At 71.1% G+C, this 16495-nt stretch carries 20 protein-coding genes and 1 pseudogene; 11 read left to right on the top strand and 10 right to left on the bottom strand.

Annotation, left to right across the window (positions count from 1 at the left end; genetic code table 11):
- On the top strand, positions 1 to 606 hold the full coding sequence (locus OG953_RS22615) for a hypothetical protein (RefSeq protein ID WP_405686475.1): 606 nt from the start codon (positions 1 to 3) through the stop codon (positions 604 to 606).
- Between the two features lie 51 nt (positions 607 to 657).
- On the opposite strand, the gene OG953_RS22610 is transcribed toward OG953_RS22615, so the two are convergent.
- Together OG953_RS22610 and OG953_RS22605 are read right to left on the bottom strand one after the other, a co-directional pair.
- On the bottom strand, positions 658 to 1194 hold the full coding sequence (locus OG953_RS22610; RefSeq protein ID WP_405686474.1) for a hypothetical protein: 537 nt from the start codon (positions 1192 to 1194) through the stop codon (positions 658 to 660).
- The gene (locus OG953_RS22605; protein WP_405686473.1) at positions 1161 to 2480 is read right to left on the bottom strand and encodes a molybdopterin-dependent oxidoreductase; all 1320 of its coding nucleotides are present in this window, start codon (positions 2478 to 2480) and stop codon (positions 1161 to 1163) included. Before OG953_RS22605 ends, OG953_RS22610 begins: the two co-directional genes overlap by 34 nt.
- Positions 2481 to 2632: 152 nt before the next feature.
- Between OG953_RS22605 and OG953_RS22600 the strand changes: the two genes are divergently transcribed.
- Together OG953_RS22600 and OG953_RS22595 are read left to right on the top strand one after the other, a co-directional pair.
- Positions 2633 to 4039: a hypothetical protein gene (locus OG953_RS22600; protein ID WP_405686472.1), complete on the top strand. Its 1407-nt coding sequence runs from the start codon at positions 2633 to 2635 to the stop codon at positions 4037 to 4039.
- Between the two features lie 47 nt (positions 4040 to 4086).
- Complete coding sequence (locus tag OG953_RS22595) at positions 4087 to 4935, top strand: GNAT family N-acetyltransferase (RefSeq protein WP_405686470.1); 849 nt, start codon at positions 4087 to 4089, stop codon at positions 4933 to 4935.
- A 29-nt stretch (positions 4936 to 4964) separates the two neighbouring features.
- Here OG953_RS22595 and OG953_RS22590 read toward each other — a convergent pair whose 3' ends face one another.
- Positions 4965 to 6671 (bottom strand): SpoIIE family protein phosphatase, encoded by a 1707-nt coding sequence (locus tag OG953_RS22590; protein WP_405686469.1) that lies wholly within the window; start codon positions 6669 to 6671, stop codon positions 4965 to 4967.
- Between the two features lie 131 nt (positions 6672 to 6802).
- Positions 6803 to 6958, bottom strand: a pseudogene (locus OG953_RS22585) (MFS transporter); the annotation flags it as partial.
- 235 nt (positions 6959 to 7193) lie between these two features.
- Here OG953_RS22585 and OG953_RS22580 point away from each other — a divergent pair.
- Positions 7194 to 7427: a TetR/AcrR family transcriptional regulator C-terminal domain-containing protein gene (locus OG953_RS22580; protein WP_405686468.1), complete on the top strand. Its 234-nt coding sequence runs from the start codon at positions 7194 to 7196 to the stop codon at positions 7425 to 7427.
- Here OG953_RS22580 and OG953_RS22575 read toward each other — a convergent pair.
- The gene (locus tag OG953_RS22575) at positions 7420 to 7692 is read right to left on the bottom strand and encodes a DUF1876 domain-containing protein (protein WP_405686466.1); all 273 of its coding nucleotides are present in this window, start codon (positions 7690 to 7692) and stop codon (positions 7420 to 7422) included. The genes OG953_RS22580 and OG953_RS22575 overlap by 8 nt on opposite strands.
- Before the next feature lie 87 nt (positions 7693 to 7779).
- Between OG953_RS22575 and OG953_RS22570 the strand changes: the two genes are divergently transcribed.
- Positions 7780 to 8241, top strand: coding sequence for a GNAT family N-acetyltransferase (locus tag OG953_RS22570; protein ID WP_405686465.1), 462 nt, complete (start codon positions 7780 to 7782; stop codon positions 8239 to 8241).
- On the opposite strand, the gene OG953_RS22565 is transcribed toward OG953_RS22570, so the two are convergent.
- On the bottom strand, positions 8193 to 8960 hold the full coding sequence (locus OG953_RS22565) for an alpha/beta fold hydrolase (RefSeq protein WP_405686464.1): 768 nt from the start codon (positions 8958 to 8960) through the stop codon (positions 8193 to 8195). The two genes, OG953_RS22570 and OG953_RS22565, sit on opposite strands and share 49 nt — an antisense overlap.
- 97 nt (positions 8961 to 9057) lie before the next feature.
- Between OG953_RS22565 and OG953_RS22560 the strand changes: the two genes are divergently transcribed.
- The 3 genes from OG953_RS22560 (at position 9058) to OG953_RS22550 (ending at position 11706) form a co-directional block, all read left to right on the top strand.
- Positions 9058 to 9543, top strand: coding sequence for a peroxiredoxin (locus OG953_RS22560; protein WP_405686463.1), 486 nt, complete (start codon positions 9058 to 9060; stop codon positions 9541 to 9543).
- A 124-nt stretch (positions 9544 to 9667) separates the two neighbouring features.
- Positions 9668 to 10177 (top strand): hypothetical protein, encoded by a 510-nt coding sequence (locus OG953_RS22555; RefSeq protein WP_405686462.1) that lies wholly within the window; start codon positions 9668 to 9670, stop codon positions 10175 to 10177.
- Positions 10178 to 10248: 71 nt separating this feature from the next.
- Entirely contained in the window at positions 10249 to 11706 is a 1458-nt protein-coding gene (locus OG953_RS22550) for a flotillin family protein (RefSeq protein WP_405686461.1), read from the top strand.
- Positions 11707 to 11784: 78 nt separating this feature from the next.
- Here the strand turns inward: OG953_RS22550 and OG953_RS22545 are convergent, their stop codons facing one another.
- Complete coding sequence (locus OG953_RS22545; protein WP_405686459.1) at positions 11785 to 12180, bottom strand: nitroreductase/quinone reductase family protein; 396 nt, start codon at positions 12178 to 12180, stop codon at positions 11785 to 11787.
- A gap of 221 nt (positions 12181 to 12401) precedes the next feature.
- On the opposite strand from OG953_RS22545, the gene OG953_RS22540 reads away from it, so the two are divergent.
- Together OG953_RS22540 and OG953_RS22535 are read left to right on the top strand one after the other, a co-directional pair.
- Complete coding sequence (locus OG953_RS22540) at positions 12402 to 12872, top strand: cation:proton antiporter regulatory subunit (protein ID WP_405686458.1); 471 nt, start codon at positions 12402 to 12404, stop codon at positions 12870 to 12872.
- 2 nt (positions 12873 to 12874) lie between these two features.
- Complete coding sequence (locus OG953_RS22535; protein WP_405686456.1) at positions 12875 to 14122, top strand: cation:proton antiporter; 1248 nt, start codon at positions 12875 to 12877, stop codon at positions 14120 to 14122.
- Positions 14123 to 14124: 2 nt separating this feature from the next.
- On the opposite strand, the gene OG953_RS22530 is transcribed toward OG953_RS22535, so the two are convergent.
- The 3 genes from OG953_RS22530 to OG953_RS22520 form a co-directional block, all read right to left on the bottom strand.
- Positions 14125 to 14679 (bottom strand): MarR family winged helix-turn-helix transcriptional regulator, encoded by a 555-nt coding sequence (locus tag OG953_RS22530; protein ID WP_405686454.1) that lies wholly within the window; start codon positions 14677 to 14679, stop codon positions 14125 to 14127.
- A 105-nt stretch (positions 14680 to 14784) separates the two neighbouring features.
- Positions 14785 to 15054, bottom strand: a complete 270-nt coding sequence (locus tag OG953_RS22525) for a hypothetical protein (protein WP_405686452.1) — start codon at positions 15052 to 15054, stop codon at positions 14785 to 14787.
- Positions 15055 to 15160: 106 nt separating this feature from the next.
- Positions 15161 to 15667 (bottom strand): BlaI/MecI/CopY family transcriptional regulator, encoded by a 507-nt coding sequence (locus tag OG953_RS22520; protein WP_405686450.1) that lies wholly within the window; start codon positions 15665 to 15667, stop codon positions 15161 to 15163.
- A 163-nt stretch (positions 15668 to 15830) separates the two neighbouring features.
- On the opposite strand from OG953_RS22520, the gene OG953_RS22515 reads away from it, so the two are divergent.
- Positions 15831 to 16286 carry a tellurite resistance TerB family protein gene (locus OG953_RS22515; RefSeq protein ID WP_405686449.1) on the top strand — a complete coding sequence of 152 codons (456 nt, stop codon included), beginning with the start codon at positions 15831 to 15833 and terminating at the stop codon, positions 16284 to 16286.
- Positions 16287 to 16495: the final 209 nt, after the last annotated feature.

Raw genomic sequence — 16495 nt, 5'->3', positions numbered from 1 at the left:
ATGCCCCCCACGGACACCACCGACGCCCCCGCGTCGCCGAACACCGGCATCGCGCGTACCGTCACCGACGTCTTCCAGCCCCGCAACGTCCTGCTGGTCGGCATGCTCGGCATCGGCCTGGCCGCCGCCGGTCACTGGACCGGTCTGCTCTGGGGGTTCCTCGGCGCCCTGTGTGCCGGGATCGTTCCTGCCGGGTATATCGAATGGGAGCGCGGGCGCGGCACCTGGGGCGACCGTCATGTCGTCGACCGCACCAAGCGGGCCCCGATCTTCTTCGTCATCCTCGGTTCCATAGGCGCCGGTTCGGTGGTGATGGTCCTCGGCCACGCCCCCACCGGCATCCTCGTGGCGATGCTCGCCCTCTGGGCGATGACCGTGATCCTCCTGACCGTCAACACGGTCTGGAAGATCTCGGTGGACGCCGCGGTCGCCTCGGCCGTCGTCGCACTGCTCGCCCCGGTCCACTCGCCGTGGTGGCTGCTCGCGTACGCGATGACGGTCGCCGTGTGCTGGTCGCGTGTCGCGCTCGGGTACCACTCGGTGGCGCAGACCGTCGCCGGGGCGTCGCTGGGGGCCACGACGGCCGGCGCGTTCCTGTTCGTCTGACCCGCGCCGGTCCGCCGGGCAGGCCCCGTCCGGCGCTTGAGGACGAAACCCTCACCCCTGTGGGCGGCCGCCCCGAACCGCCGTCGGCTGCCCACCCCTGCCCTCCCCGCGCCGCGACCGCACGGTCCTGACCACGAGCAGGAGCGCCGAGCCCGCGCACAGCAACCCTGTGATCAGCAGCCAGTTCCCCAGGAACACGTCGAGGGACAGCCCGCTGTAGGGCTCGTACCGCACCGCATGCCGGGTGATCAGCGGCCACCACATCAGCAGGAGCAGGCCGGAGAGAAAGGCCGGTACGCGGATGTAGTTGACCAGCCCGGTACGGGGCCCGAGCGACCGCCGTACGACCAGGTCGGCCGACGCGTACAACGGCAGCAGTACCAGATCGTGCAGGAGGGCGGAGCCGATGAACCACACCGCGACTGCGAACGTGTCACCCGCCAGCAGCCGTACGCCCGCATAGCCTGCGAGGGCGAATGTCGCGGCCAGCAGAAGGAGATGCAGCGGCCCTTCCCCGTACCGACGCCGCAGGAACACCCGAGGACTCACCCTGTTCACAACTCTCCGAACGTCAGCCGGGCCACCCATTTGGTGTTAAGCACACCGGGGGCCGCCGGGACGATGATCCGCGCCGGATACCCGTGATCGAGCGACAGTTCCTCGCCGTTGACCTGCAACGCCAGCAGGGAGCGCGGGTCGCGCACCTGGTTGTCGCGGAGTGCCACCTCGCGGAACGCCCCGCGGCGCTGGACGGACTCCACCAGCACCCCCGGCAGCCGGTCCCGATACCCCGCGAGTGCCGCCAGATCCCTCAGCCGCACTCCGCGCCACCACTGGTCCGACGTCGCCCAGCCCTCCACGCACGCGATCGGCAGTGCCGCGCTGTACTGGTCCATGGCCAGCAGTTGTTCCCGGCTGAGCCGGATCTCCCCGGCGGGCCCGCTGACGGTGAGTCGCCAGCCCTTCCCCGTATCGGCCGCCGTCACTCCGACGGCCGCGGCCGTCTTGTTGATCTGGAAGCCGTTCGGCCCCGGGCCCGGTTCCGCTCCGCCGTGCGGGGTGAGGAGGGAGATCTGTCTTGGCGGCCCGTCGAAACTCCGGCCCGCCGACGTGATCAGCAGCAACAGCGACCCGCCACCCACCATGGCGAGCGCGCCGCGCCGGGAGATGGTCGGCTCGGCGGGGGCGGGCGAGGCCAGTTCATCCGCCTCGCCCGGCGCGGAGCCCTCCAGCCGGCCGCCCCGCAGCACCCGAACGGCCCGCGGCAGTTTCAGCCCGGTGTGGGCGAGGAACGCGGCGAAGAACACCCACGCCCCGTAGAAGTGCAGCGGATAGAACGACCCCGGAAACACATACTCCAGCTGGATGTTGAGCAGTCCGGTGATGAACTCGAACAGTGCCCCGCCGACGAGCAGCAGCAGCGACACCCGCTCCAGCGCATGCCCCACCGACCGGGCCGGCGGCAACGTGAAGAGCTTCGGAATCACCGACCAGAGCTTCGCCAGCAGCACGGGGACCAGGGCGATGCCCACCGTGACATGCAGCCCCTGCGTCAGCCGGTACAGCCAGTGCGGACCGGTCGGCCAGGCGAAGAGAGAGAACCCCAGCAGGCCCTTGCCCGGTGTCTTGTCGTTGACCGGCGCAAGGTCCGGGTTGTACGCGGCGTACGACAGCAGACCTGTCACGAACAGCAGGGTGAGCCCGGCGAGCAGGACCAGCCCGAGCACCGCCGTGAACCTGACGCCGCGCACCGGGCTGCGCCAGAACCCGGGCGAGGAGGGAAGCCGCTCCAGGAACGCCTGGCCGCGGCCGGAGGACGAGCCGGGGCGCCGGAAAGGGAAGGAGATGACTTTTTCCAGACGTTTGTCGCCCATGCCCCGAAGCTATGCCCAGAACACCTGGCCGCGGCGCATACGCAACCATGACGTCACACTCCGGAGCGAGCGAGTGGCGCAAGATCCGACGGTTCGATGACGCGCCCCGGTGGCAGCGCGCACAGCGGCCCTGCTGTGCATAGCGTGCCTGCGTGAAGACCGAGGACCGCACAGCGCGCCCCGTCGGGGACGACACCGGACACCGCACCGGCCGCCGCCGCGACCTGATCGCCGCCGCCGCGGGCGTTCTGCTCGTCACCGCCGCTGTGCTCGTCGGCAGGTCGATCCAGGACGCCGACAAAAGCCTCTACGTCCACTGGCCTCCCCTGCTGGCGTCCTGGTACCCGCACACCGGCCCCGGCACCCCGGCCGCCGTCGTCGTGGCAGCGGCCGTCGTCGCGTACGGGCCGCCGCTGGCCGACCGCATCCGTCGACAAGCGCTGCTGCCGGCCGCCTGGGCGGCGTCGCTCGCCTGGGTCCTCTCGCTTGCGCTGATCGACGGCTGGGGCCGGGGCATCGCCGAACGGCTCACCACCAAGCATGAATATCTGCAGGTCATCGACCGTTTCCAGGACATCGGTGCGGCCCTGCGCGGCTTCGACGACCACATCCTGATCGGCTCCCCGGGCAACTGGCCGGCCCATGTCGCCGGGCACCCGCCGGGCGCCACGCTCACCTTCGTCCTGCTCGACCGCATCGGGCTCGGCGGCGGCGCCTGGGCCGGGGTCTGGTGCATCGTGGTGGGCAGCTCCGCCGCCCCGGCCGCCCTGGTCGCACTCCGTGCCCTGGCCGACGAGCGCCTCGCGCGCCGCGCCGCCCCGTTCCTGGTCCTCGCACCGGTCGCGGTGTGGACCGGCACCTCGGCGGACGCCTACTTCGCCGCCGTCGCCGCCTGGTCCGTGGCCCTCCTCGCGCTGGCCGCGACCCGTTCGGTCCGCCTCCCCCCAGGGCCTGTCCGGGCCGCCGCATTCGCCTCCGGTCTGCTGTACGGACTGACCTGCTACCTCAGTTACGGTCTGACGCTGATCGCGGTCCTGCTCCTCACCGTCCTCGTACTCACCCGCACCGCCCGCCCCCTCCCCCTCGTGCTCCTCGGAGCACTGGTCGTCCCCACCGCCTTCACTCTGGCGGACTACAACTGGTGGGAGGGGTACCGCCTGTTGGTCGAGCGCTACTACCAGGGCGCGGGCGGCCTGCGCCCGTACTCCTACTGGGTCTGGGCGAATCTCGCCTGCACCACGATCGCCGCGGGCCTCGCCACGGTCGCCGGACTCCGCCGCGCCGCGGCCGGCGCCCCCGGTGCCGTACGCGCCCTGCGCACCGGCACCACCTGTGCGTCCCAACGGCTGATTCTGCTCACCCTGATGGCGCTCCTGGCACTCCTGGCCGCCGACCTGTCGGGGATGAGCAAGGCGGAGACCGAACGCATCTGGCAGCCCTTCATCCTCTGGCTGCTGCCCGCCGCCGCCCTTCTGCCCACCGGCACCCGGCGCGGCTGGCTGACCGCGCAGGCCGTCGTCGCCCTGCTCGTCAACCACCTTCTGTGGACCGGGTGGTGACGGAAAAGCCACCGTTGAACCGATCGCCCGCGGGGTACAGCTGCCCCGTGCCGAACTTCGAGATCAACACCGCAAGCGCCGACGACCTCACGATGCTGACCGAATGGACCCACGCGGAGGGCTGGAATCCCGGCCTGACCGACCGCCACGCCTTCTTCGCCGCCGACCCGCGCGGCTTCCTGATCGGCCGACTCGACGGCGAACCGGTCTCCAGCGTCTCCGTGGTCCGCTACGGCTCCGGCTTCGGGTTCCTCGGCTTCTACCTCACCCGTCCCAAGCTGCGCGGCCAGGGCTACGGCAGCCGGCTGTGGCGGGCCGGCATGGCACGGCTGGACGGACGCAACGTCGGGCTGGACGGCGTGGTGGCCCAGCAGCCCAACTACCGTAAATCCGGCTTCCGTTCCGTATGGACGAACATGCGTTACGAGGGCCTGCCACCCACCGCCCCGACCGCCCCGCCCGGCACCGCCCTCGTCGATGCCCGCACCCTCCCCTTCGGTCAACTGGCCTCATACGACCGCCGCTTCTTCCCCGCCGACCGCGACAGCTTCCTCGCACCGTGGATCGCCGGGCCCGCACGCACCTCGCTCGCCGCCGTCCGCGACGGGGAGCTGCGGGGCCTCGCCGTGATGCGCCCCTGCCGCACGTCGTCCCGCATCGGTCCCGTGTACGCGGAGTCGCCCGAGGTGGCGGGCGCCCTGGTCGGCGCACTCGCGGCCACCGACCCCGGCACCCCGGTGGCGATCGACGTACCCGACATCAACCCGGGCGCCGTACGCCTCGCGGAACAGCTGGGTCTCACCCCGTCGTTCGAGACCGCCCGGATGTACACGGGCCCGACACCGGACGTCGACCACACCGGACTGTTCGGCATCACCAGCCTGGAACTGGGCTGACCTGCAGTGCCTTCCGGCGGCTGCCCGGATCAGGAGGTGGCTCGGGGGCGGGTGCGCGAGGCCAGTACCGCTATGTCGTCCTCCGCACCCGGTCCGAACCGTTCGAGGACCTCGTCCAGCAGGTCCTCCAGGCTCCCGCCCGCGGGCAGGGTCAGTTCCCTGAGGCGGCCGACCGAGACGTCTATGTCCTCGCCGCGCCGCTCCACCAGACCGTCGGTGTACATGAACAGCACCGTGCCCGGCCCGATCTCCACCGGCGTCGTCCGGTACCCGCCGAAGCCGGTGCCCAGCGGCGGGCCCACCGATACCTCGTCGCACACCCTGGTTCCCGCTTCCCCCGGGTCGATGAGCACCGCCGGCAGATGGCCGGCGCTCGCCACCTCGCACGCCGTGCCGAACCGGTCGACGACGGCCAGCAGACAGGTCGCCGCCCGGTCCAGTCCGGACCGTTCGACCATCCGGTCCAGCTGTTCCAGGATGCGGTGCGGTGGCAGATCGTCGTCGGCGAACATCCGCAGCAGCGAGCGGTAGTGGCTCATGGCGACCGCCGCCTCCACCCCGTGGCCCATCACATCGCCCATCGCCTTCAGATGCCGCCCGTCCCGCAGCGGGATGACGTCGAACCAGTCGCCGCCGACCATCACGCTCCGGTCGGCCGGCAGATAGCGGGTGGCGACCTCGATGTGCGGGTGCGGCGGGCGCGGCTCGGACAGCAGGGAGCGCTGCAGCTCCAGGGCGATGGTGTGCTCGTGGGCATACCGGCGGGCGTGGTCGAGATCGACGGCGGCCCGGCCGGCGAGCTCCCGGGCGACCACCACGTCCTCGTCCGTGAAGACCGGCGAGTCCCCCGCCCGGATCAGGCCGAGGACCCCGAGCGGACGGCCGCGTAGGGCGAGGGGCACGATGACCGCCGAATGCATCCCCAGGGCACGGTAGGCGGCGACCCGTTCGGGGGCGGGGGCGGAGCGGGCGAGCTGTTCGTCGGTCGTGTGGTTCTCCACGACCGGCTGGTTGGCCGCCAGACAGCGCTGGACGGCCGCGCCCTCCTGGTAGTCGACGTACTCCCCGGTCAGTCCGAATCCCGGCAGCTCGGCGCGCAGCCCGGCCACCGCCGTCAGCGCCGCCCTGCGCAGCCGCAGCACACCGACGGGCGCGGGGCGTACCGGGGCGGCGACGTCGGACGGGAACACCTCGACCGTGGCGAGGTCCGCCAGCCCCGGCACGATGAGGTCGACGAGTTCCGCGCAGGTGGTGTCCATGTCGAGCGTGGTGCCGATCCGGGCGGCCGCGGTGTCGAGCATGGTCAGATGCCGCCGGGCCTGTTCCAGCTCGCGCCGCCCCTTGTCCGAGGCCATGACCTCCAGCACGATCCCCGCCAGGCCCACGATCCGCCCGCCGACCTCCAGCCGGTGGTACGCCCCGTGCCAGTACCGCCGGACCGAGCCCGCCGCGGCGGCGGTGACTCCGCTGGACGTGATCTCGCGGGGCTTCCCGTCGGCGAGCACGGCGCGCATCACGTCCTCGCCCGCGTCGACTCCCGGGAGGACCTCGGAGACGGTGCGTCCGAGGTGTTCGGCGGCCGGAATGCCGTTGAGCCGTTCGAGGGCCGGGTTGACGTACAGATAGCGCAGCCCCGTGTCGAGCACGCCCACACCGGCCATGGTGCCGTCGACCAGGGCCGCCAGGGTCGTGGCGTCGAACGGCACCGCGCTGTCGGCGTACGCATCGGCCTGCACGTCAACCTCCTGGGACGGACACGGACGTCCCGCTGCCCGGCAATCAATCGTCGACCGCCCGCCCCCGCCGCGCATCCGCAGCCGGGCCCCGTCACGTCCTCATTCGCCGGACGGGCCCGGGCTTCCCCCTCCAGCGAGGCGGCGGTGAAGACGACCAGCCCGGCAAGCAGGGTGCGCGGGGCCCCCAGCACGTCCGCGAGCCGCCCGCCGAGCAGCATCAGTCCGGCGAAGCACAGCGTGTACGCGGTGACGACCCAGGTCAGCTCGGTACGACCGAGACCGCCGTCATCACGGGCGCACTCGACGAGCCCCTCGGCGGCCCTTCCACCAAGGCGCTCGCCGATCTCCCCGACGCCGCCGATCTCCGCACGGCCTTCCTCGACACGGCCCGCGCCTGGGTGTCCGCCGTACGCGGCAACGCCGACGTCATCGCCCTGCGCAACCTCGTGGCCGCCGAGCTCCACCGTTTCCCGGAACTCGCCGGGGCATGGCAATGACGGCCCCGCGGGTCACCACCCGGCCGTGGCCGACGCCCTGCGCGGCCTCGCGGAACGGGGCCGGCTGGACATCCCCGACCTCGAAACGGCGATCATTCAGCTGTACGCGCTACTGGTCTTCCCTCACATGGTCTTCAGCTCGTACGGAACAGCCATCGACGACGCCACCACGGACCGTCTGATCACGAGCGGCGTCGACATGTTCCTGGGCCACTACGCCCCCGGGGGGCGGCGGCTCGCAGGCGGGGACCTCAGGTGAGCGGGTACGATGTCCGGCCGGACGCCTCGTCGATCTCGTCGTGCGCCTTCGTCAGCATCTTCATCGCCAGCTCATTGAGTGCTCTGGCTCCCGCGATCTCCTCGCCGACCCTCGGCTGATCCTTGTCGGAGGGGTGACGGCTCGCATATCCATGGGCCCGCACCTCGTTCCCGTCCGGAAGCCGCACCAGGGCGGCCGCACGAGTGCGGTGGGTGTCCTCCTCGAATTCCAGGTCCACATGCCACCCGACAGTTGTGTGCGCCATGACGATCACCTCCCTACCAGGGTGCGCCCGTTCCCCCGACCCTGCACCACGACCCCCTCCCCCACCGCCCGCTATAGGCTCCGCGCCATGAGCGTCGATGTAGAGATCGTCCACGAAGCGACGGGGGAGATCGTGGCTGCCTTCGCCCGGCTGTTGCCCCAACTGTCCTCGACCGCCCGGCCACTGGATCACGAGGCGGTCGACCGGCTGGTGCGGTGCGAGACGAACACGGTGCTCGTCGCTCGTGCCGGGGGCAGCATCGTCGGAACGCTGACGCTGCTTCTGCTTCCCGTGCCGACCGGGCTGCGGGCCCGTATCGAAGACGTCGTGGTCGACACCGAAGCGCGTGGACAGGGGATCGCGGCCCTGCTGACGCAGGAGGCGCTGACGCTGGCCCGGGAGGCGGGTGCGCGGACCGTCGACCTCACCTCCCGGCCGGACCGCGCCGCCGCGAACCGGCTGTACGAGCGTCTGGGCTTCCGGGCAAGGGAGTCGACGGTCTACCGATTCCCGATGGACGGCCCGGAGCTGCGCCCGGTCCAGGCGTAGTCCGGCCGGTCGAGATCCAGCCGGTCGAGATCGAGGGTTCCGTGCCTCGCCGGAGCGTCCGACGGGAGCCGGAATGCGGTCGCGACCGCCTCGGGGAGCGGGGCCAGGCCCAGCAGGCCGGTGGCGATCCGGGTCGTCAGCGCGTGCCAGGTCCGGGCGCGCCGGAGCATCGCGTGGTCGCTGCGCCGGATCGCGACCAGACAGGCGTGGGCACCGGCGCGGCGGGCGCGGCCGGTGAAGGACTGGGATGCCCGGGGGCTCGTGATGCGGTCGCGGGTGCTGTGCAGCAGGACGACATCGCGGTCGCCGAGTTGGGTGACCGGATCGCCGGCCGGACACCACGGGGCGAGGCCGACCACCCCGCGTACCAGCGGATGACCGGCGGCGCGGAGGGCGGCGCGGGCGCCCATCGAGTGGCCGACCAGGACCACCGGGATCTCTCCGGCCTCGCGGCGCAGGGCGTCGAGGGCGCGTACGGCGTCATGGAAGGGGTCCTCGCGGGGGCCGTTCCAGCCGCGGTGGGTGTAGCGGGCGGTGCGTACGAGAACGTCCGTCGCACCGTCGCCCGTCGCCGCGGCGATGGCCCGCGCGAATGGGCGCATCCGCACGGCGGGCAGGTTCAGCGGGCCGGACGGGGGCGGGCCCAGGCCCGTTTCCGCGCCGCCGTGCAACAGGAGCACGGCCGCGGACGGGCGGACGGCGGACGGCGGTTCTGTCATACGTGCCTCCTGGTGCGGGAGCCGGACCCGTAACGAGCATGCTGTACGGAACACGGACGGGAAGACTTCCGCAGCACCGGACCACGGAGGATACGACATGGGCTCGTCACCACAACTGGGCAGTACCGTCCCGGACTTCACGCTCCCGGGCGGTGCGCTCACCGGCGAGACGTATCAGCGCCGCGACTACACCCTCTCCGCGGCACGCGGCCGTGCCGTGGTCCTCGCGTTCTACCCGGGCGACAACACGGCCGTGTGCACCAAGCAGCTCTGCTCGTATTCCTCGGGCATGGAGACCTTCGGCGAGTTCGACGCGGAGGTCTGGGGAATCGGTCCACAGGGTGTGGACAGCCATGAGTCGTTCGCCCGCGCCCACGGGCTGCGGATGCCGCTGCTCGCGGACGCCGGACGGGAGATCGCCCGGGCGTACGGCGTCGCGGCGCCCGGGATCGGGGTGCGCCGAGCGGTCTTCCTCATCGGGCCGGACGGCGTACTGCGCTGGAAGCATGTCGCCCTGCTCGGAGCCACGTTCCAGTCACTGGACACACTGACCGAACGCCTGTCCGGCATCAAAGACGAGTAAAAGATTGCCGGAACCCGGCAATATCCGTTGCCGGGCATGTATGGGATCATCCAGCCAGTTCGACGGAAATGTTCGGGGGGGGGGACATGTTCGGGGGATTTCGTGGACCGGGGAGGGTGATCACGTGACCTTGTTTCTCGGTCTCGGCATTGCGGGAATCGTTCTGCTCGCCTTGTCCCTGATCTTCGACGGCATCCTCGAAGGTCTCTTCGGAGGCGTACTGGACGGCCTCTTCGACGGCCTCCTGTCCCTCCCCGTCATCGCCGGATTCCTCTCGATGCTCGGCTTCGGCGGCGCGATCGTGCTCGGCACCACCGGCGCCGGCACGGTCGTCGCAACCGCCGCCGGAGTGCTGGCCGGGGTCGTCGCGGCCTGGCTGACCTGGAAGTTCAGCCGGGCCCTGATGCGGGACCAGACCAGCGTCACACCGCGCGGCGACGATCTCGTCGGCACGTCCGGGTCGGTCGTCACGGCCATCCCGGCCGATGGTTACGGCGAGGTCCTGCTGCAACTCGCGGGTCAGACAGTGAAGTTGGCGGCGAAGAGCCCGGTGCCGGTCGAACGCGGCACCGAGATCTGGGTGGAGGCCGCACTGTCGACCACCTCGGTCGCGGTCCGCCCCGTCGAGCGCTGACCGCCGCCCGAGCCGATACACCGCCCGAAATCAAGCTGCCGTCCCCGCAGGGAGGCAGGGGGGACACCCTTATGAGCCCAGTCGTGACCGCAGTCATAGGAGTCGTCGTACTCCTGGTACTGCTCGCCCTCGTCGTCATCACCCGCTACAAGGTCGCCGGGCCCAGCGAGGCGTTCATCATCACGGGACGCCGCGGCAAGAAGTCGACCGACCCGGTGACCGGCCGCACCAGCATCGACAACAGCGGCCAGAAGGTCGTCGTCGGCGGCGGAGTCTTCGTCGTCCCGTTCGTCCAGCAGAAGTTCACCCTGGACCTGTCCAGTCGGCACATCCCGGTGGCCGTGCGCGGAGCCGTCACCCTGCGCGGTGTGAAGTCCCACCTCGAAGGCGTCGCGATCGTCAAGGTCGGCGGCAGCGAGGAAGCGATCCGGGCCGCGGCGCAGCGATTCCTGCAGCAGCAGGACGGCATCGTCGGCTTCACCCAGGAGGTGCTCTCCGGCGCACTGCGCGCCATCGTGGGCCGGATGTCGGTCGAGGACATCATCCGCGACCGTGCCGCGTTCGCCGGCCAGGTCGCGGAGGAGGCCGAGGCCAGCCTCTCCGGGCAGGGCCTGATCCTGGACGCCTTCCAGATCCAGGACATCACCACCGAGGGCTCCTACCTCGAAGACCTCGGCCGCCCCGAGGCCGCCCGCGCCAAGCAGGAGGCGGACATTGCGGAGGCGATCGCCAGGCGCGCCTCCGAGCAGGCCCGGCTCAAGGCCGCCGAGGAGATCGCGATCGCCGAGCGGACCTTCTGCCTCAAGCAGGCCGAGATCAAGGCCGAGACGGAAGCCGCCGCGGCCAAGGCCAACGCCGCGGGCCCGCTCGCCGAGGCGGCCCGCCAGCAGGAAGTCCTCGCGGAGCAGGAGAAGGTCGCCCAGCGCCAGGCCGCACTGACCGACCGCGAACTCGACACCAAGGTCCGCAAGCCCGCCGACGCCGCCCGCTACCAGGCCGAGCAGGAGGCCGAGGCCCGCCGGATCGCCCAGGTCAAGGAGGCCGAGGCGGATGCCGAGCGGTCCCGGCTGACCGGTCAGGGCGAGAAGCTGCACCGCTCGGCCCTCGCCGACGCCGTGCGCATCGAGGGCGAGGCGGAAGCCGCGGCCATCGCGGCAAAGGGCGCGGCCGAGGCCGAGGCCATGCAGAAGAAGGCGGACGCCTTCGCCCGGTACGGCGACGCGGCCGTGCTCCAGATGCTGGTCGAGGTGCTGCCGCACGTCGTCGCCAAGGCGTCCGAGCCACTGAGCGCCATCGACAAGATGACCGTGATCTCGACGGACGGCGCGAGCCAACTGTCGCGTACGGTCGCGGACAACGTCGCCCAGGGCATGGAACTCCTCGCCTCCACCACGGGAGTCGACCTGGCGGCCCTGCTGAAGAACCTCAAGGGCGGTGCGGCTGCTGCGACTTCGGCCGATCTGCCCGACCGGGCACCGGATGCGGCCCCCGCCGCATCCGCCAACGGGAAGATCGAGATCACCGACTGATCCGGCCGCACCCCGCCCGTGCCCGGCCGGCACCGCACCGGCCGGGCACGCGCACGTCCAAACCGGTGGAGCCCGGCGTCAGTCCGCCAGATCCACCCGCACCGTCAGCAGGTTCGTGCCCAGGGCCCGCACCACGGCGCTGTTGTAGCGCGGCAGCCTCTTGAGCCGGGCGCGGGCGTCGTCCTCGGGAAGGGGGCGGGCGGTGCCGGTGTGCCACTGGCCCTTGATGCGGACCCGGACCCGGGGGTCGGCCTGGATGTTGCGTACGTACTGCGACTTCTCTCCGTACTCCGAGACCAGCCAGAACTCCTGGCCGACGCGGCTGCCGCCGACCGGGGTGCGGCGCGGGAGGCCGGAGGTGCGGCCCGTCGTCTCCAGGAGGGTCTGCGACCGCGACCGTCTGGCGAGCGGGTTGACGACATGCCGTTGGAACGACGTGACCGCCCGGAACTTGAGCTCTCGGCTGCGCGACATTCTCGGCCCTTCCGCCGGTTGCTGCGGTCGCCCGGAGGCAGCCTCGGCCACACACCGGCCCGGGTGAGTTCAGACCGCCCCCCCCTGCCGGTCGGTCTTGGTCGTGGGCCCCGCCACTCGCCCGTACGCCGGAGGCGGCGGGAGCCTCCGGATAAGGTAATGCGCAGCTAAAGAGATTACCAAGTATGTCAATGCGCCGCCGTACCTCTCGGGAGGAAGCCATGGGAACCCACCGCACCACGCTGCCCGGAGTCGGTGTGCAGTACGACTACACGACCGAGTCGGGACAGCACATTTCCGTCGTCGTCCACCACGACGGACGGCGGTTCATCGGCTTCTACGACCAGGACGATCCTGATTCGTGCCGGCTCTCGGTACCCCTGACACCGCAGGAGGCCACCGGACTTGCGCACCTCATCGACGCCACGCCGATCGACGCGGTACGGACCGAGGGCATCGATCTCGTCACCGAGCACATACCGCTCGGGACGCGCTCTCCGTACGGCGGGCGGCTGCTCGGGGACACCCGGGCGCGGACGCGGACGGGGGCCTCGATCGTGGCCGTGCTGCGGACACACAGTGCGCATCCGTCGCCCGGGCCGGATTTCCGGCTGGCCATCGGGGACACGCTCGTTGTCGTGGGCACGCGTGAGGGCGTCGACGCGCTCTCCGAGATCATTGCGGAGGGCTGACCGTGCACGACACGACCGCGCTGCTGGTGGAGCTCGGCTCCGTCATCCTGGGCCTCGGAATCATCGGGCGGCTCGCCGGGCGAATGGGGCTCTCGCCGATCCCGCTCTATCTGCTGGCGGGGCTCGCCTTCGGGGAGGGCGGGCTGCTGCCACTCGGAGCCAGTGAGGAATTCACCGCCGTCGGCGCCGAGATCGGCGTCATTCTGCTGCTGCTCCTGCTCGGTCTCGAGTACAGCGCCTCGGAGCTGGTGACGAGCCTCAAGACGCAATACCCGTCCGGCGCCGTGGACTTCGCACTCAACGCGACCCCGGGGGCGGTGGCGGCCCTGCTGCTCGGGTGGGGGCCCGAGGGGGCCGTCGCACTGGCCGGGGTCACCTGGGTCTCGTCGTCCGGAGTGATCGCGAAGGTGCTCACCGATCTGGGGCGGCTGGGGAACCGGGAGACGCCCGTCATCCTCGGCGTTCTGGTCATCGAGGACCTGTCGATGGCCGTCTATCTGCCGCTGCTCACCGCGATGCTGGCGGGCGTGGGCTTCGCCGGAGGCAGCATCGCGCTGCTCATCGCGCTCGGCACGGTCGGGTTCGTGCTCTATCTGGCGCTGCGGCACGGGCGGCTGATCAGCCGGGCCGTGTCCTCCGACAATCCGGAGATGCTCCTCCTGGTCGTGCTCGGGCTGACCGTCCTGGTGGCCGGCGTGGCACAGGAGCTGCAGGTCTCCGCGGCCGTCGGGGCGTTCCTGGTCGGTATCGCGCTCTCGGGCGAGGTCGCCGAGGGGGCGCGCAAGCTGCTGACGCCGCTGCGGGATCTGTTCGCCGCCGTCTTCTTCGTGTTCTTCGGACTCTCCACCGATCCGGCCGAGATTCCGCCGGTACTGCTTCCGGCGGCGCTGCTGGCCGTCGTCACCGTCCTCACCAAGATCGGCACCGGGTGGTACGCGGCCCGGCGGGCCGGGATCGGTTCGCCCGGGCGGTGGCGGGCCGGCGGAACGCTCGTCGCACGCGGCGAGTTCTCCATCGTCATCGCAGGCCTGGCCGTGGCGACCGAGCCCCGTATCGGGCCCATCGCCACCGCGTACGTCCTCATCCTCGTCATCGTCGGACCGCTCACCGCCCGCTGGACCCAGCCGGCCGTGGCCCGGATCCAGGCGTGGCGGGACCGGAACGGCAAGGACGGGACAGGGGCCGGTGAAGTTCCCGCGGCCCGTCCGGCGCCCGCCGCGCAGGAGGAACTCGTCTCCTCCGCCGACTGAGGTCAGACGTCGTGGTGGGCGGGAAGGTCGGACGTCCAGCCCAGCGGGTACCCGTCCGAGCCGTCCCCCGGCACGGGCGGTTCGCCGCCCGCCACGGCGAACGCGGTCAGCGCGTCGACCAGGGCGGTGCGCTGCTCCGGAGCGAGGCGCTCGACGATCGCGGCGATCTCCCGACGGCGGCCCGCCGTCACGTCCTCGACCAGCCGGCGGCCCTCGGAGGTCACCCGCAGCACCGTCTCGCGGCGGTTGGCGGGGTTCACCTCCCGCTCCGCGAGACCGGCGGCGATCAACCGGTCCAGCATGCGCATCGCGGTCGACGGGTTCACCCCGAGCCGTTCGGCGAGCGTCACCAGCTTGGCGTTCCTGTTCGTGGACAGCACGACAAGGAGCCGGAACTGGGGCAGCGTCACCCTGTCCTCCACCGCCGCAAGTGAACGTGCGGAGACGGCGACGAGCAGCCTGGAAGCCGTCAGTACGGCGCGCGTCACCTCGTCGACGTCATCGTCCCCGCCCCGGTACGGGGGTCGGTCCTCACGGGTCTGTTCGTGCGCGGCCATGCCTCTTTGTACCGTGCCGGCCGGTGGTACTCGAATCGGTACGCGCTCCGCGCGCCGAACGCCGGCACAAACGTTTGGACTATGCAACGTTTGCATAGTGACCTATCAGCCTTCCGGTCCCTCCGAGCCGCACCGCCCGCCCCCGTCGACCGGACGGTGGCGCAGGATCGAACGGCTGCCGGTCCAGCTCTTCCGGATGGGGCTCGGGCCGCTGTTCCAGGGGCGGGCGCTGCTCCTCGTCCATACGGGGCGGGTGTCCGGCCCGGCCCGGCGCACAGTCGTCGAGGTGGTCGAGACCGCGGTGGTGGACGGGCGGCGTTGCTGGACGGTTCGGGATGCGCCCAGTACACAGCAGTGGGTCCAGGACTCACTCATGCGCACTGGTCAGGAACGGTGCAGATGCTGTTCGGCGAGGCGCGCGATCGGCAGTGAGGTCAGTGGCAGCACGAGCGGCAGGCAGACGAAGACACCCATCGGACCGCTATCGGCCTTCCGTGCCAAGGGGGTCATCCGGGTCGTCCGGGTCGTCCGGGGCAGCCGCGCGGACCAGGAGCGCGCGCAGCCGTTCCTCGTCACCGGGGGACAGGGCCGAGATGAAGTGGGCGAGCACGGCGTCCCGGTCCCGTTCGCCGTCCAGTACGCGGCGCATCCGCAGGGCCGCGAGACCCGCCTCGTCGGAGGCGGACGTCCACGTGTAGGAGCGGCCCTCGCGGGACCTGGTCACGGCGTTCTTCGCGTAGAGGCGGGAGAGGATCGTGATGACGGTGGTGTACGCGAGCTCGCCGTCGAGATGTTTCTGCACCCAGCCGGCCGTCGCGGGGCCGTTCGCCGAGTGCAGTACGGCAAGGACCTGAGCCTCCAGTTCGCCCTGCCCGCGCCTGCGGAGCCGCCGGCTGTCGGGGCGTACGGGACCGGGACTCACGGCGTCGGGCACTTCCTCGTGGGGCGGCTCGTTGTCCGGGTGGTGGCCGGGCCTGGCCGAGTCCATCTGGGGTCCACCCTTCTGCGATACCGCGTCAGCCGCAGCGTCGCAGCATCCTACTTACCGATGTTTCCGGGACACAGCAGGCGCCCGTCCTGCTGGCTTCTACACATCTGTAGAGTTGGAATTCGTTCCGGCAACACAACGCAACGCAACGTATGGAGACGTCATGGCACTGTGGGATCGGATCAAGGAATCCGCTTCGTCGATGCAGTCGCAGCTGGAAGCGAAGAAGAACGACCTGAAGAGCGGCGCGTTCCGTGACGCGAGCATGGCCATGTGCGCCCTGGTCGCGGCGGCCGACGGTTCCATCGACCCGTCCGAACGCCAGCGTGTCGCCTCGCTGATCGCCTCCAACGAAGTTCTGCAGAACTTCCCGGCGGACGATCTGCAGCGCCGCTTCAACGACTATGTGAACAAGCTCACCGCCGACTTCGCCTTCGGCAAGGTCAGCGTGCTCCAGGAGATCGGCAAGGCGAAGAAGAAGCCTGCCGAGGCGCGTGCCGTCATCCAGATCGGCATCGTCATCGGCGGCGCCGACGGCGACTTCGACAAGGCGGAGCAGGCCATCGTCCGGGAGGCGTGCTTCGCGCTCGACCTCCCGCCTCACGAGTTCGACCTCTGAGCCTCCCCCCGCTGGACGGACCGGCTCCGCCCGGTCCCACCCCCCAGAGCGCCGGATCAACCGCGGACCGACCGACCACCGGCCCGCGCCCGGCAGGCCGGAGGTGTGCTACTCCCCCGATGCACACCTCCGGCCACTTTCTTCCGAGACCCCGCTCCCCGCAGCACGCATCAGCATCGCGTCACGGGTGCGGGGTCTCGCGTCAAGTG

Source organism: Streptomyces sp. NBC_00057, assembly GCF_045041165.1.
In the GTDB taxonomy this organism is placed as follows: domain Bacteria; phylum Actinomycetota; class Actinomycetes; order Streptomycetales; family Streptomycetaceae; genus Streptomyces.
Note: the sequence above shows the minus strand (reverse complement) of the source record. Positions and strands in the feature narration are given on the sequence as shown.